Source organism: Flavobacterium sp. FlaQc-48, assembly GCF_044007335.1.
In the GTDB taxonomy this organism is placed as follows: domain Bacteria; phylum Bacteroidota; class Bacteroidia; order Flavobacteriales; family Flavobacteriaceae; genus Flavobacterium.
This window is the reverse complement of the sequence record NZ_JBIPCR010000014.1, coordinates 1-14,234: the sequence shown is the minus strand read 5'-3', so window position 1 is coordinate 14,234 and position 14,234 is coordinate 1. Positions and strand designations below refer to the sequence as shown.

Genomic DNA, 14,234 nt, shown 5'->3' with positions numbered 1-14,234 from the left:
AAATAAACTTTGTCCCTTAGTGCCTTTGTAGCGAAAAAAAAAATTAAAAAACCTTCACAAAACCCAACCCATATTGCTGCCCATTATAAAAAGGCATTATCATAGAAGTTGATTTACTTTCAGAAGAGGATTTGAATAATTTTCTGGTGATATACGGATTCATCCAATACGCCAATTTGGTGCTTAAAATCCCAATTCCGGCCCCGGCAGCGACATCAGTTAGCCAATGGCGGTTGTTGTAAATTCTAAATAATCCGGTTCCGGTGGCTACGGCATACCCTGCAATTCCGTACCAAATCGATTTGTCCTTGTATTCCTGCCATAAAAACTCGGCTCCGGCAAAAGCAGTTGCGGTATGTCCGGAAGGGAACGAGTTATTTGAACTTCCGTCCGGGCGTTCTTCATGTACAATCGACTTTAGACCCAAAACTGTCGAAGCCATTATAACATAGGAAGTTACAAATATTACGGATCGATCCCTCATATTGTTTTTGCCTTTTACGCCAAAAGCATTCAAAGCATAAACCGAAGCTGCTGGCGCATATTGTGAGAAATCGTCAATGGTAATTTTCTCATCAATATCCTCGGTTACTTCATTTTTAATTTGATGATTAAAACTCAGGAGCTGATCATTTCCAATACCAATAACACCATATCCAATCAATACACTTGGAATGATTAATTGTTTGTAGTTGAATTTTAAATGATGTGAAGTACTGTCAATTTTGATTATCGAATCATTTTGTTGCGCATTTGCACTCAAAAAACCGAATAAAAATACCAGAGAAACCGCTTTGTAAAACATCTTTCGTTATTGTTATAAGTTGCAATAATAACGAATGTCCAATCCAAGTATTTTGGACTTAATCTAACCTTAAGTCAATATTAATTTGTTGGTTTTAAAAGAGATAGTTTGATTAAGATTGCCTAAATATTAGAGGGCTAAAGGATTCAATTTCAATGGAAATAAAATATCATTTTAAATTAAAGAGGTGGAATCGCTAAGGGACAAACATATCGCGTATAAAATTTTTCTGCCAATATATAATCTCTCCGGGATATTACTCTGTTAGGAGTTAAATATTGGTAAAAAAAAATAGAGATCAGTAAGAATGTCCCGTAGGGACTACATAAAATTCAGGAGGAATGATTTATATTGTAGCAACGGATTTTAATCCGTTGAAAATTGGATGTATGCATTTTTAAAGTTCCGTAGGAACCACCTGTTTTATTATATTTGGATTAAAATCCAGCCCTACAATATTGGTCGGGCCGATGGCCCTTTTTTAAACCTTCAATGCAAACCAAAAAGTACTTCCCAATCCTAAATTACTTTCTACGCCAATAATCCCGTTCTGGGCTTCAATAAATTCTTTGCTGATCGCCAGACCCAGCCCTGTTCCTGATTTTTGACTTCCCGGGACTTGAAAATACTTATCGAAAACTTTGTCTTTATATCTCGCATCAATTCCTTTTCCGGTATCGATAACCTGAAATACGATTTGATCGTTTTCTTCTTTTAATTTAATGACAATCGTACTTTTTTCAGAAGAATATCTTATTGCATTCGATAAATAATTAATCAAAACCCAGCTCGTTTTTTCGCTGTCGGCTTTTACATCATTTAGGTTTTCATCAGCATTAATAACCAATTTAATCTGCTTTTGATCAGCCTGAACTTTTACAGCTTCAACGGCATAATTTACAATTTCATGCGGATTGCTTTTTTCAATATTCAGTTGAATATTTCCAGTTTCCAATTGCGATAAATTAAGCAGTTCGCCCGTAATCTTCAGCAATCGCTGACTGTCATCTTTAATGCTTTCAACCAGCTGTTTCTGATCGTCGTTCATCGCCCCGGTTTTAGTATTTTCAAGTAATTGAAGACTTAATTTTATAGATGCGATTGGCGTTTTTAATTCGTGTGAAACTGTGGCAATAAAATTGGTTTTGGCAAAATCAAGTTCTTTAAAAGGCGTAATGTTTCTCAGGATAATGACATCTCCAATATTGATTTCTTTTTCTTCTCCTGTTGGAATTATGGTAATGTTCAGAATTTCTTTTTCGAAATAACTTTCTTTTCCGTGAGCATAAATTTTAAGAGGTTGTTTCTTAGAAACATCAGCATCTTCTTTTAAAATTAAGGAGCGAATCAAATCATTTGATAAAGCCAAATCTGAAGCTGATTTACCAATAACAGCATCGAGTTTCAAACCAATAATTTTAAGGGCTTCATCATTGGCAAACAAAACAATTCCCTCATTGTCCAGACCAATAATAGGATCATGCATATTATTGATTAAAGTTTCCAGTCGTTTCTTTTCGAAGAAGAGTCTGTACAAATTACTATCATTATATTCCTGAAGTTTCTGTGCCATTGTATTAAACGATTTGGCCAGATCGCCATATTCGTTGTGATTGGTAAAATGTACCCGTTCCGAATAATTTTTATTCGCAATTTCTTTAATACTCTGTGTCAGTTCCTTAATAGGGTTGGCAATATTATTGGGCAAATTAACCAGTAAATTAAAAGCGATTAAAAAACATAAACTTCCAACAATGGCAATCCATAAATTAGCATTTTCGGCAGTATGTCTGGCGATATCACTTTTTTGCTTTATGGCATCGAGATTGAGTTTCATAATCGCAAAAATGTCTTGTCTGATTTGTGTTTTTATAGCTTCATTAGAAACATTTTTTTCTAAAAAGGCAAAACTTTTTTCGAGACTGGCCGTAGCTTCTTTTTCTCCTGGTTCAGTAACATTTTGTGTTTGTTTCTCCAGATATTCTTTAAAAGTATGAATCTTATCGTCATTACTGATCTTGATTTCATCCAAAGACAAAATCATATTTCTGGAATATTCCAGCGTATTATAATTCGCTTTCAGGATATTCTCAGTGTCTGCTTTTATTAAAAAAACAGAATAGCCACTGACTAACGAAAGTATGATAATCATTAAAAATAATAATCCAACTCCCAGATTCAATTTAGTTTTAATTCTCATGATGTTTGTTTTAAAAACATTTTATTTTTTTTGAGCCATATCAGTAATATAAGAAAATATAAGAGGCTGCATAATTAAGTTAAAGACAGAAAACTTTACGCCCCTGTCAGCAAAAAACTTCAGCGTACTTTGCGTAAACCTCGCGTTCTTTGCGGTTAAATTTTTAAATGAACTTATACTACTTATATGGTTTAGAAATTTTTTACGATAAAATTACAAGGTCAACATTCGATAAAGAGAGACTATTCAATAAGCGTCTGAAAATCGTTGTGGACAAAATTACTTTAAATAAATTCAAATGTGGTTTCCCAATGCAGACAGTTGTTATTTGTTTTTCTTCAACAGCAATCAAAATAGCATCTGCAATATTTTTATTTTCTGTTTTTATGACTTCAGCTCCTAATTGTACGGCCAGTTTAAAATTATTAATCAAATGACGCTGTTTGTCTAATGCGATTTTGGTGCTGCTTTCTTTAGGCGTTTCCACATACAAGACATACCATGATCCGTTGTAATAACTTGCCAGACGTGCTGCTTTTCTAATTACAATTTTAGCCGTTTTATCATTACTGCTAATACAGGCCAGCAGTTTTTCATGCCTTAAAGCATGTAGTTGTGGCACTTCGCTTTCTACTTTTCGAACTACCTGACTGGCTACTTCTTTTAGGGCTAATTCACGCAATTGTAAAATTTGTTCCGATTTAAAAAAATTCGTCAAAGCCGTTTGTATTTTATCCGGCGTATAAATTTTTCCTTCCTTCAAACGTGCAATTAAATCTTCTGAGGTTAGATCGATATTCACGACTTCATCCGCCAATCGCAAAACATTATCCGGAATTCGTTCCTGAACGTCGATTCCTGTAATGCGTTTTACATCTTCATTCAGACTCTCAATATGCTGAATATTCACTGCCGAAATTACATTAATTCCCGCTTCCAGAATTTCAAGAACATCCTGCCAGCGTTTTTCGTTTTTGCTTCCTTCAACATTAGTGTGCGCCAATTCATCAACAATTACCACTTCAGGTCTAAGATTGATAATCGCCTGCACATCGAGTTCTTCGAGCTCTTTCCCTTTATAGAAAATGGTTCGCCGCGGAATAACGGGCAAACCAGATAAAAGCTCATGCGTTTCCTTTCGCATATGCGTTTCGATGTAACCAATTTTCACATCAATTCCGTTTTTTAACAACGAATGTGCTTCTTGTAGCATCCGGTATGTTTTCCCCACACCGGCGCTCATCCCAATGTAGACTTTAAACTTTCCTTTTCGTGATTTCTGAATTAAATCGAGAAAGTGCTGCGCGTTATTTTCTTTTTCCTGTTCCATAATTTTGACCGAAGGTGCTAAGTCACAAAGTTTTTTAAAGTTTTTAACCATTAAGATATTAAGAACGTTAAGCTTGTGACTTAATGAAACTTAATATCTTAATGGTAAAAAATCAATTTTTAATGTTTAAAAAGAAATCGCCAGCGAAGTCGTTACAAACGTATTCGTATCCGTTGGAAGATTGTCTTTTGTAAATATCTCATCTTTACTCGAAAGATTTCTTGCCTCGATTCTAAACATTACATTATCAGTAACTAAGTAATCAAAGTTAGCTGAAAATCCGTAAGTTTTAAAACCATTTGGCGTTCCTGTAGCGATAATAACTCCTTTTTCATCACTATAATATTCGCCACGAGCCGCAAGCTGAATTTTATCCGTTGGTTTGTATTGCAGAATCAAAACTGGCGAAAACCAGGTATCATATTTGTTACTATTTTTAACCGCTTGTTGTGATCCAACGTCAAAACCAGCCGTAACATTTGTTTTATCTGTTACTTTAAATTGTCCATAAAAGTTATTAAAATAGCGCCATTTTTTGTCGATATCCGGTTGCTCATTTCCCACATACGTACTCCAGTTCAAAACCACTTTATCAGATGGTTTGTAGGTAACCTGCGTTCCAAAGGCAGGCGTGTGATTACCTTCTACTTTCTCAATACGTTGCCATCCATTCAAATACATTCCCGCCAAATACCATTCTCCGGACTCAGAGGTGTAACCAATTTTAACTCCCGTTTCGTAGTACGGAGAGTTTTCAGCGAGAATACTTCTCGTTAAAGTCTGGCAATCTTTACCAATCGCGCTTTCAAAACCTATGTGCGCCGGCATAATTCCTGCATCAATCCATAAATTATGGCTTTGCGAAATTTTCACCCCCACATTCGCCTCATATATATTTTTCAATAAACCTTGCTCAGCCGCCATATTATATTCGGCATAAGTTCCGGCCATTAAAGCAAAATTTCCACGAACATTATCCTTGCTGTAATTCACTTTTGCCATTCCTAAATTGATATTCACTTCATTACTTTTATTATAATTGTAAAAAAAGCCTGGACGGGTATGATTATCCGGTTTTCCAAAATCATAACTATAATAGGTTTCTATATATCCAGAAAAGGTTAGTGGACTTTTTGTTTCTTCTTGTGCATGCAAATTGCTAAAACCAAAAGCGATTAAAGCGGTAAGTATTATTTTTTTCATTTTTTTAATGTGGTATTCAAACCCGACAGTTGTCTAAACTTGTCACGTTTAATTAATTTTATTAGTAGATTTTTTAGGAGCTAATCCCGCTATCCGTTTCAATCTTTTGTGCGGAACCCCCGCACAAAAGGATTTCCACTACTATCCGGGCTAGGCCTTTTGGGGTAAAAAAGGGCTTTTATTATCCTAACAGGTTTCCAAAACCTGTTAGGTATTTATTTTAAATTTAGTTTGTCAACGTTTCAATTCAGGAACGTCCGGTTTGTCATTTCGACGGAGGAGAAATCACACTACAAGATCACGCTTGCTGATACAAATTCGAGTTGCTTTACTTTGTATGATTTCTCTTTTATATAAATGACATAAAATAGGTATAAAAACATTCGGGAATCATACCTGCAAGGTTTTGGAAAACTTGTAGGGGGAAAATCGCAGAACTAATGAATGAATCACTTTGCCATACCTAACAGGTTTTAGAAACCTGTTAGGATAAAAAACTCAGAACCTAAGAACCTTTCTTAGAAAGCTCATCCAAAGCCACATTCAATTCCAACACATTAACCGTTGGAGTTCCCATAACTTTTGGTGTATTAATTTTAGATTCAACCAAAGCTTTTACTTTGTCTTCAGCTAATTTTCTTTCTTTGGCAACACGTTTCACCTGAATCAAAGCACCTTGCGGCGAAATATTTGGATCTAATCCACTTCCTGAAGCGGTAACCATATCTGATGGAATCTCCGATTTTTTCAAATACGGGTGAACCACTAAAAACGTATCGATTCTTTTTTGAACCAAAGCCAAATATTCAGCATTACTTGGTCCTTTATTGCTTCCTGCACTTCCTGCAGCATTATAATCAACAGCCGAAGGTCTTCCCCAGAAATAATTCGGCTTATCGAATTTCTGACCTATTTTTTGGTATCCCACCACTTTTCCGTTAACCGAAATAGTTTCTCCTTTTCCGTGATTAGGAGCAAATTGTGCAATTCCATAAATCGCAAGGGGATAAATAACTGCAAACAGAATTACGGTAAGCAGTGTCAATTTTAAGAGTGAAAATATTGTTTTCATTGTTTTGAAGTTTCTAAGAGACTAAGTCTCTAAGTTTCTAAGATTTTTTTGAAGATTATGAGCGGTAAGTTTCTAAGGCACTAAGAAAAAAACTGAGGACCTTAGCAACTTAGCGCCTTAGCAGCTTACATAAACATAGCTACCAATAAATCAATTAATTTAATTCCGATAAAAGGGACAATTAATCCGCCTAAACCATAAATCAAAAGGTTTCTTTTTAGGATCGCACTTGCACCGATTGGTTTATAATCAACACCTCTCAACGCTAATGGAATCAATATCGGAATGATGATCGCATTAAAGATTACTGCTGATAGAATCGCACTTTCAGGGCTGTGCAAACGCATGATGTTTAAGCCTTCAAGCGCAGGAATCGCAGTAATAAAAAGAGCAGGAACAATAGCAAAATATTTCGCAACGTCATTTGCAATAGAAAAAGTAGTTAAAGTGCCTCGGGTCATTAAAAGCTGTTTACCAATTTCGATAATCTCAATTAATTTGGTTGGGTCATTGTCAAGATCGACCATGTTTCCGGCTTCTTTTGCAGCCTGAGTTCCACTGTTCATGGCAACACCTACATTTGCTTGTGCAAGGGCAGGAGCATCATTAGTTCCGTCACCCATCATGGCAACCAGTTTACCCAGGTTTTGCTCGTTTTTGATGTAATTCATTTTATCCTCAGGTTTCGCTTCGGCAATAAAATCATCTACTCCGGCAGCTTCGGCAATAAACTTAGCTGTAAGGGGATTATCTCCGGTAACCATCACTGTTTTTACACCCATTTTTCTCAAACGGTCAAAACGTTCTTTCATTCCGGTTTTAATAATATCCTGCAATTCGATAACACCCTGAACCTGATTGTTTTTAATTACAACTAGCGGTGTTCCTCCTTTAGACGAAATATCGATTACCTTTTGTGCAGTATCTTCAGGGAAAGTATTTCCAGCCTGAAGTGAGATATTTTTTGCTGCATCCTGAGCACCTTTTCTAATATTAGTTCCGTCTTTTAAAATAACTCCGGAAGTTCTGGTTTCTGCGGTAAATTTGATTAAAGTAGCACCTTCAATTGATAATTTATTGGCAGTTTCGGCTCCTGCCAGTTCCACGATACTTTTCCCTTCCGGAGTGTCATCTGCCAGTGAACTTAACACAGCAGATTTTATAAAATCTTCCTGAGAAACGCCTTTTGCAGGATAAAAATTGGTCGCTTTTCTGTTTCCAATCGTAATAGTTCCGGTTTTATCCAAAAGCAATACATCAATATCTCCGGCAGTTTCAACCGCTTTTCCTGATTTTGTAATTACGTTGGCACGCAATGCTCGGTCCATTCCCGCAATACCAATTGCAGAAAGTAAACCTCCAATTGTGGTTGGAATCAAACAAACAAACAAAGCAATAAAAGCCGCAATCGTGATGGGTGCATTTGCATAGTCGGCAAACGGTTTTAGCGTAACGCACACAATCACGAAGATTAAAGTAAATGCGGCTAATAAAATGGTTAAGGCAATTTCGTTTGGTGTTTTCTGACGGCTTGCCCCTTCAACCAAAGCAATCATTTTATCCAGAAAGCTTTCGCCGGGCTCGGAGGTTACGATTACTTTAATTTTATCAGACAGTACTTTTGTTCCTCCGGTTACAGATGATTTATCACCTCCGGCTTCCCGAATTACAGGAGCACTTTCTCCTGTAATGGCACTTTCGTCAATTGTAGCTAAACCTTCGATAATTTCACCATCGGTTGCAATTAGGTCTCCGGCTTCACAAACGAAAATATCACCTTTTTTCAATTCAGATGAACTGATGTTTTTGATTTCCCCATTAGGCAAAATTTGTCTGGCAGGAGTTTCTTCACGTGTTTTTCTTAAACTATCCGCTTGTGCTTTTCCTCTGGCTTCGGCAATAGCCTCTGCGAAATTGGCAAACAAAAGCGTTGCTAGTAAAATTAAAAACACAATTAAGTTATAGATAAAACTACCCTGATCTGTTGCTCCCATCAAAATGGAAACACAAACAGCAAGCATAATGGCAGTTCCTATTTCTACGGTAAACATTACCGGATTTTTGATCATCATTTTTGGATTCAGCTTCACAAAAGATTGCACTAAAGCTTCTTTTACCTGTTTGCTTTCAAACAATGAATTGGATTTATTATTAGTCATTTTTCTTTTATATTATTTTAAAGTAAAATATTCTGCCAATGGACCTAAAGCCAACGCTGGAAAGAATGATAAAGCAGCAATAATCGCGATTACGGCAAAAACCATAATTCCAAAAATAGAAGTGTCAGTTTTTAAAGTTCCGGCACTTTCAGGAATGTATTTTTTATTCGCCAATAATCCTGCAATTGCCAATGGCCCAACGATAGGAATGAAACGGCTTAACAGCAACACAATTCCTGTAGTGATATTCCAGAACGGATTGTTATCACCTAAACCTTCAAAACCAGAACCGTTATTGGCAGCGCTCGAAGTATATTCGTATAACATTTCAGAGAATCCGTGGTGTCCCGGATTATTTAACCAGCCTGTTGCGTTTCCGCTAAACCAGTAACCCATTGCGGTATCATTTGCAGCAAAATAAGATGCTAAAGCGGTACCTGATAATATTAATAAAGGATGAAGAATAGCGATAAAAGCAGCAATTTTAACTTCTCGCGCTTCGATTTTCTTTCCTAAGAATTCCGGTGTTCGCCCCACCATTAATCCCGAAATAAATACAGCCAGAATGATGAAGATGTAGAAGTTCAGGATACCAACACCACAACCACCATAAAAAGCATTGACCATCATGGCAAGCAATTCCATAGCACCGGAAACCGGCATTGAACTATCGTGCATACTATTTACAGAACCTGTAGAAATTACCGTGGTTGCAATGCTCCAAAAACCAGAAACAGCTGGTCCAAACCGCACTTCTTTTCCTTCCATAGCTCCGGTTGTCTGGGCAATTCCCATTTTTTCGATAGCTGGATTTCCGTTCATTTCTGACATCATTGTTGGAATAACCAGTAGTAAGAACCCAATCGTCATCACTCCAAAAATTACGTAGGATAATTTCTTTTTCTTTAGATAAAAACCTAAAGCAAAAATCATGGCAAAAGGAACAATTAATTGTGACCAAAGCTCAACTGCATTGGTAAAATAAGTTGGGTTTTCTAAAGGATGAGCTGAGTTGGCTCCAAAGAATCCACCACCGTTTGTACCTAAGTGTTTAATGGCAATAAAAGCAGCAGCAGGCCCTCGGGAAACGTCAACGTGATCGCCTTGTAAAGTTGTGATGGAATCTTTACTGTCAAAATCCATTGGGGTTCCGCTGAATGCTAAAATTGTAGCAACTATAACGGAGAGTGGTAATAAAATACGGGTACAGCTTTTGATAAAATAATTATAAAAGTTGCCTAGTTTCTCTGTAGTTCTTTCTTTCATTGCATTAAAAATGATTGCTGCAGAAGCCATACCAACCCCGGCAGAAACAAATTGCAGGAACATCAGGAACATTTGTGAAAGGTAAGAAACGCCACTTTCGCCTGAATAATGTTGTAAATTACAGTTCACTACAAATGAAATGGCGGTATTAAAGGCCAAATCAGGTGTCATGTTTGGATTATTATCAGGATTTAAAAACAACGATCCCTGAAACAATAGAACGAAAAAGCAAAGAAAGAACCAAAGCATATTGATACTTAAAAGTGCTTTTAAGTGTTGTTTCCAGTTCATTTCTTCAGAGGAATTGATACCGCTGATTTTAAATATAAATTTTTCAATTGGATTGAAAATCGGGTCAAAGAATGTTTTATCGCCCAAATAAACTTTAGCAATATATTTTCCTAACGGAATAGCTAAAACTATCGAAACGATAAAGATACTGATGACGCCTAGTAATTCTGTGTTCATAATTTTTTAAATTTTAGTGAAATGTCAGATGTGATTTGTAAAAGGAGATTGACGTATAACATCTAACATCTCACTTATAACTTTTAACATCATTAAAATTTTTCAGGTTTAATTAATACATAAACCAAATAGCCAAAAACGGCGATGGAAACAATAAATAGTGCAGTCATGATTTAGATTTTTTCAAAAAATTCAACTGATTTAAAACAGATCGCAAACAACACAACGGCCAATGCGAGTAAAAGAAAAGTGATTAACATAGGTTTTAGAATTATTTAGATTATTGGATTTTTAGATTTTTGGACGATTAACCAAATAACAGTTAACCGATTAAACATTTTTATACTCCTGAAGTATTAATTTGTTTGATATATTCCGCTTTTAGCGTTTGAGGAAAAAGATGTGAAATATTGCAGTGACGCACTTCCATAAAAGAAGAAACAGAGAAAACATACACATTCGAAATGGCATTTTTGGTTTCAATGCTTCCGCTAACGAATAAACGTTCAGCGAGTGCCAGGCATTTTTTTGCGCGGACGATATTACCGGAAATAATAGATTTTTTAGTTATTTCAGCAAAGCGTTCTGCTTGTTTGTAGATTGAGGTGACTTGATTTTTCATGAGAATGAATTTTTGTGTTCTCCCTCCTTATGCCAAAAGATGTTCCGAAAAAGTCAAGTTGTGTCTAAAGTGCTGTCAATAAAAGGAATGTAGCTTTATGCCAAAAATCAGGCATAAAAAAAGCCTATCAAAATGATAAGCTTTTATTGAAATGATAAGGTATTGATTAAAAATTTGGATGGTCATTGAAATTGCCCTTGCTATTGGATTCCATATTCTTCTAGCTTTCGATACAAAGTAGCAATCCCAATTTCGAGCAAACGTGCCGTTTCTGCTTTATTACCTTTTGTATAATTTAAAACCTTTTGAATATGTAGTTTTTCAACACTCTGCATGGAGAAAGCCGACATGGGTTTACTGTTTTTTTCTGTTTGATGTTGCATCTCATAAGGCAAAACATCTGAAGTTAAAGTATCGCCATTACTCAAAATAACTGATCTTTCAATAATGTTTTTGAGTTCGCGAATATTTCCCGGCCAGGAATAATGTGTTAATTTATCAAGAAAATCATCAGTTATATGTAATGTTTTTTTATTGGTCTTCTCAGAAAATTGTTTAACAAAAGAATGGGTCAAAAGAGCAATATCTTTTATTCTTTCACGTAAAGGCGGAAGTTTAATTTCGAAAATATTGAGGCGAAAATACAAATCAGAACGAAAACGGTGTTCTTCGCTTTCTGTCTTTAAATCCCTGTTTGTTGCAGCAATTAATCTGAAATTCGATTTTTTTGGAGTAGTATCACCTATAGGAATATATTCGCTGGTTTCTAAAACGCGTAATAATTTGGCTTGAAGATCAATTGGCATCTCTCCAATTTCATCCAGAAATAAAGTCCCGCCATTGGCTTCTTCAATAAAACCTTTTTTATCTTTCAAAGCTCCGGTAAAAGCTCCTTGTTTGTGTCCAAATAATTCGCTTTCCAGAATTTCTTTACTGAAAGTACTGCAGTTTAAAGCCACAAAAGATTTCCCGACACGATTGCTATTTTCATGAATTGCCTGTGCAAACACTTCTTTTCCGGTTCCGGTTTCGCCTGTAAGCAAAACAGTAGAATCGGTTTTAGCCACTTTTTGGGCCAAATCAATAACCTGTTCGATTCCTTTAGATTTTCCTATAATAGTATTAAAGGAATATTTATCGCCAATACGTTTTTCGAGTTGTTTTACTTTTTTCTGCAAATGTGCTTTTTCGACGGCCTTGTATAAAAGCGGAATAATTTTGTCATTATCATCACCTTTTACAATATAATCAAAAGCGCCATTTTTCATCGCCTGAACACCATCCGGAATATTTCCGAAAGCCGTTAACAAAATAACTTCAATCAAAGGAAAACTTCCTTTGATAGTCTGCAGAAAATCAACACCATTTCCGTCCGGTAATTTTACGTCACATAACACAACATCAACATCCGTTTGTTCCAGTTTTTTAAAACCAGATTTTAAATCTTTCGCTTCAATAACTTCAAAGCCTTCTGATTTTATAATGCGCGCCAATAGACTTCTAAGTTTTTCTTCGTCGTCTATAATTAAAATTTTATGTGTCATTTGAGGGAAAGTCTAGGATCGAAATTTATTTTTGAAGTACAAATTTAGGTTTAAAATCATTCAACTTTTTTGATTTATCGGAAATTCTTGCGAAAAATAATTTAGAGATTATAAAGTTGTAGCTTCTGGTAAAAACTACTTTTAATCTATTTAATGGCGATATTTCAATTCAAAATAACAGCATTAAAATATTTAACACCGATAAATTTTATAAATCTATTAACACGAAAGAATTTAAGCTTTGTCGTAAATGAATTAATTTTGCATAAAAGCTACATTATATATGAAAGACCCAATTTCAATCTCGATATTAGAATTAGCTATCATTACACAAGATAGCAACGCACCCGAAACATTTCAAAAAACAAAAGAAATAGCCCAGCTCGCAGACCACTTAGGTTACAAGCGTTTCTGGCTGGCCGAACATCATAATATGGCACACGTTGCCAGTTCAGCAACTGTAGTCTTAATTGGTTACATCGCCAGTCAAACGCAAACCATTCGTGTTGGTTCTGGCGGAATCATGTTACCGAATCACTCTCCTTTAATAGTAGCAGAACAATTTGGAACCTTAGAAACACTTTATCCAAACCGAATCGATTTAGGTTTAGGAAGAGCTCCGGGAACAGATCAGCCAACTGCCGAAGCCATCCGAAAAGACTTTTTTGAACAGGCACAGCGATTTCCGCAAAACGTCACCAAGCTTCAGGATTATTTTTCAGCCGAAAATGCTACAGCAAAAGTAAGGGCTTTTCCAGCCGAAGGGACAAATGTTCCCATCTGGATTCTGGGTTCAAGTATGGAAAGCGCCGCACTTGCCGCGGCTTACGGATTACCTTATGCATTTGCCGGGCATTTTGCACCACGACAAATGATACAGGCTTTTGAGTTCTACCGCGAAAACTTTCAGCCTTCAGCTGTTTTAGACAAACCCAAAACAATGGCCTGTGTCAATATCATTGCAGCCGATACCAATGAAGAAGCCGAAAGATTATCGACAAGTTTATACCAAATGTTTCTAAATTTAATTAGAGGTGACCGAAAAGGTTTGCAGCCACCCGTAGATTCCCTGGATGATATCATGAGCGAAGAAGAACGTTTTCATGTCAATCAAATGACCGCATGTACTTTCACAGGAAACAAAGAGCAGCTAATAACAGATCTTAAAAAGTTCATCGATTACGCCAAAGTAGACGAGCTAATGGCAACAGGCCCAATTTTCGATCATCAGGCTAAACTCAAAAGCATCCACATTACAAAAGAAGTAATCGATAGTATAAACACTAAATAAGGACACTTTTCCCTTTCCTAATATATAAGGTAAGATTTCAATCACCCAACCCGACAGTTTTCCAAAACCTGTCGGGTTTGTTTTTGTTACCTATATATAGGATCACTTTTTGTCTGGCTGAGTGAGTTTGAGATTTTGGCCTTTGAGTTAGGAGCTTAATCCCGCTATGCGTTGCAATCTTTTGTACCGAACCCCGGTACAAAAGGATTTTCACTACTATCGGGGCTAGGGGAGTAGTTTTCAGAAGAACATTTGGTATAAATAAGGAGTTAAA

General features: G+C 36.1%; 11 protein-coding genes. 1 reads left to right on the top strand and 10 read right to left on the bottom strand.

The window, feature by feature from the left end; all coding sequences use genetic code 11:
* Positions 1-43: 43 nt before the first annotated feature.
* The 10 genes from ACHRWY_RS19515 to ACHRWY_RS19470 form a co-directional block, all read right to left on the bottom strand.
* Positions 44-805 (bottom strand): phosphatase PAP2 family protein, encoded by a 762-nt coding sequence (locus tag ACHRWY_RS19515; protein ID WP_395356913.1) that lies wholly within the window; start codon positions 803-805, stop codon positions 44-46.
* 481 nt (positions 806-1,286) lie between these two features.
* Positions 1,287-3,005, bottom strand: a complete 1,719-nt coding sequence (locus tag ACHRWY_RS19510) for an ATP-binding protein (protein WP_395356912.1) — start codon at positions 3,003-3,005, stop codon at positions 1,287-1,289.
* Between the two features lie 202 nt (positions 3,006-3,207).
* Positions 3,208-4,335 carry a sensor protein KdpD gene (locus ACHRWY_RS19505; protein ID WP_395356910.1) on the bottom strand — a complete coding sequence of 376 codons (1,128 nt, stop codon included), beginning with the start codon at positions 4,333-4,335 and terminating at the stop codon, positions 3,208-3,210.
* A gap of 126 nt (positions 4,336-4,461) precedes the next feature.
* A complete protein-coding gene (locus tag ACHRWY_RS19500; protein ID WP_395356909.1) occupies positions 4,462-5,538 on the bottom strand; it encodes a porin in 1,077 nt (358 codons plus the stop codon).
* Between the two features lie 505 nt (positions 5,539-6,043).
* Positions 6,044-6,610, bottom strand: a complete 567-nt coding sequence (locus ACHRWY_RS19495; RefSeq protein WP_395356908.1) for a K(+)-transporting ATPase subunit C — start codon at positions 6,608-6,610, stop codon at positions 6,044-6,046.
* Between the two features lie 125 nt (positions 6,611-6,735).
* On the bottom strand, positions 6,736-8,769 hold the full coding sequence (gene kdpB / locus ACHRWY_RS19490; RefSeq protein ID WP_395356906.1) for a potassium-transporting ATPase subunit KdpB: 2,034 nt from the start codon (positions 8,767-8,769) through the stop codon (positions 6,736-6,738).
* 12 nt (positions 8,770-8,781) lie between these two features.
* Positions 8,782-10,503, bottom strand: a complete 1,722-nt coding sequence (gene kdpA, locus ACHRWY_RS19485) for a potassium-transporting ATPase subunit KdpA (protein WP_395356904.1) — start codon at positions 10,501-10,503, stop codon at positions 8,782-8,784.
* 92 nt (positions 10,504-10,595) lie between these two features.
* Entirely contained in the window at positions 10,596-10,673 is a 78-nt protein-coding gene (kdpF, locus tag ACHRWY_RS19480; RefSeq protein WP_073075461.1) for a K(+)-transporting ATPase subunit F, read from the bottom strand.
* Between the two features lie 170 nt (positions 10,674-10,843).
* The gene (locus ACHRWY_RS19475) at positions 10,844-11,125 is read right to left on the bottom strand and encodes a hypothetical protein (protein WP_395356903.1); all 282 of its coding nucleotides are present in this window, start codon (positions 11,123-11,125) and stop codon (positions 10,844-10,846) included.
* A 200-nt stretch (positions 11,126-11,325) separates the two neighbouring features.
* A complete protein-coding gene (locus tag ACHRWY_RS19470; RefSeq protein WP_395356902.1) occupies positions 11,326-12,669 on the bottom strand; it encodes a sigma-54-dependent transcriptional regulator in 1,344 nt (447 codons plus the stop codon).
* 283 nt (positions 12,670-12,952) lie between these two features.
* Here ACHRWY_RS19470 and ACHRWY_RS19465 point away from each other — a divergent pair, with 283 nt between their 5' ends.
* The gene (locus tag ACHRWY_RS19465; protein ID WP_395356900.1) at positions 12,953-13,960 is read left to right on the top strand and encodes an LLM class flavin-dependent oxidoreductase; all 1,008 of its coding nucleotides are present in this window, start codon (positions 12,953-12,955) and stop codon (positions 13,958-13,960) included.
* Positions 13,961-14,234 lie beyond the last annotated feature (274 nt).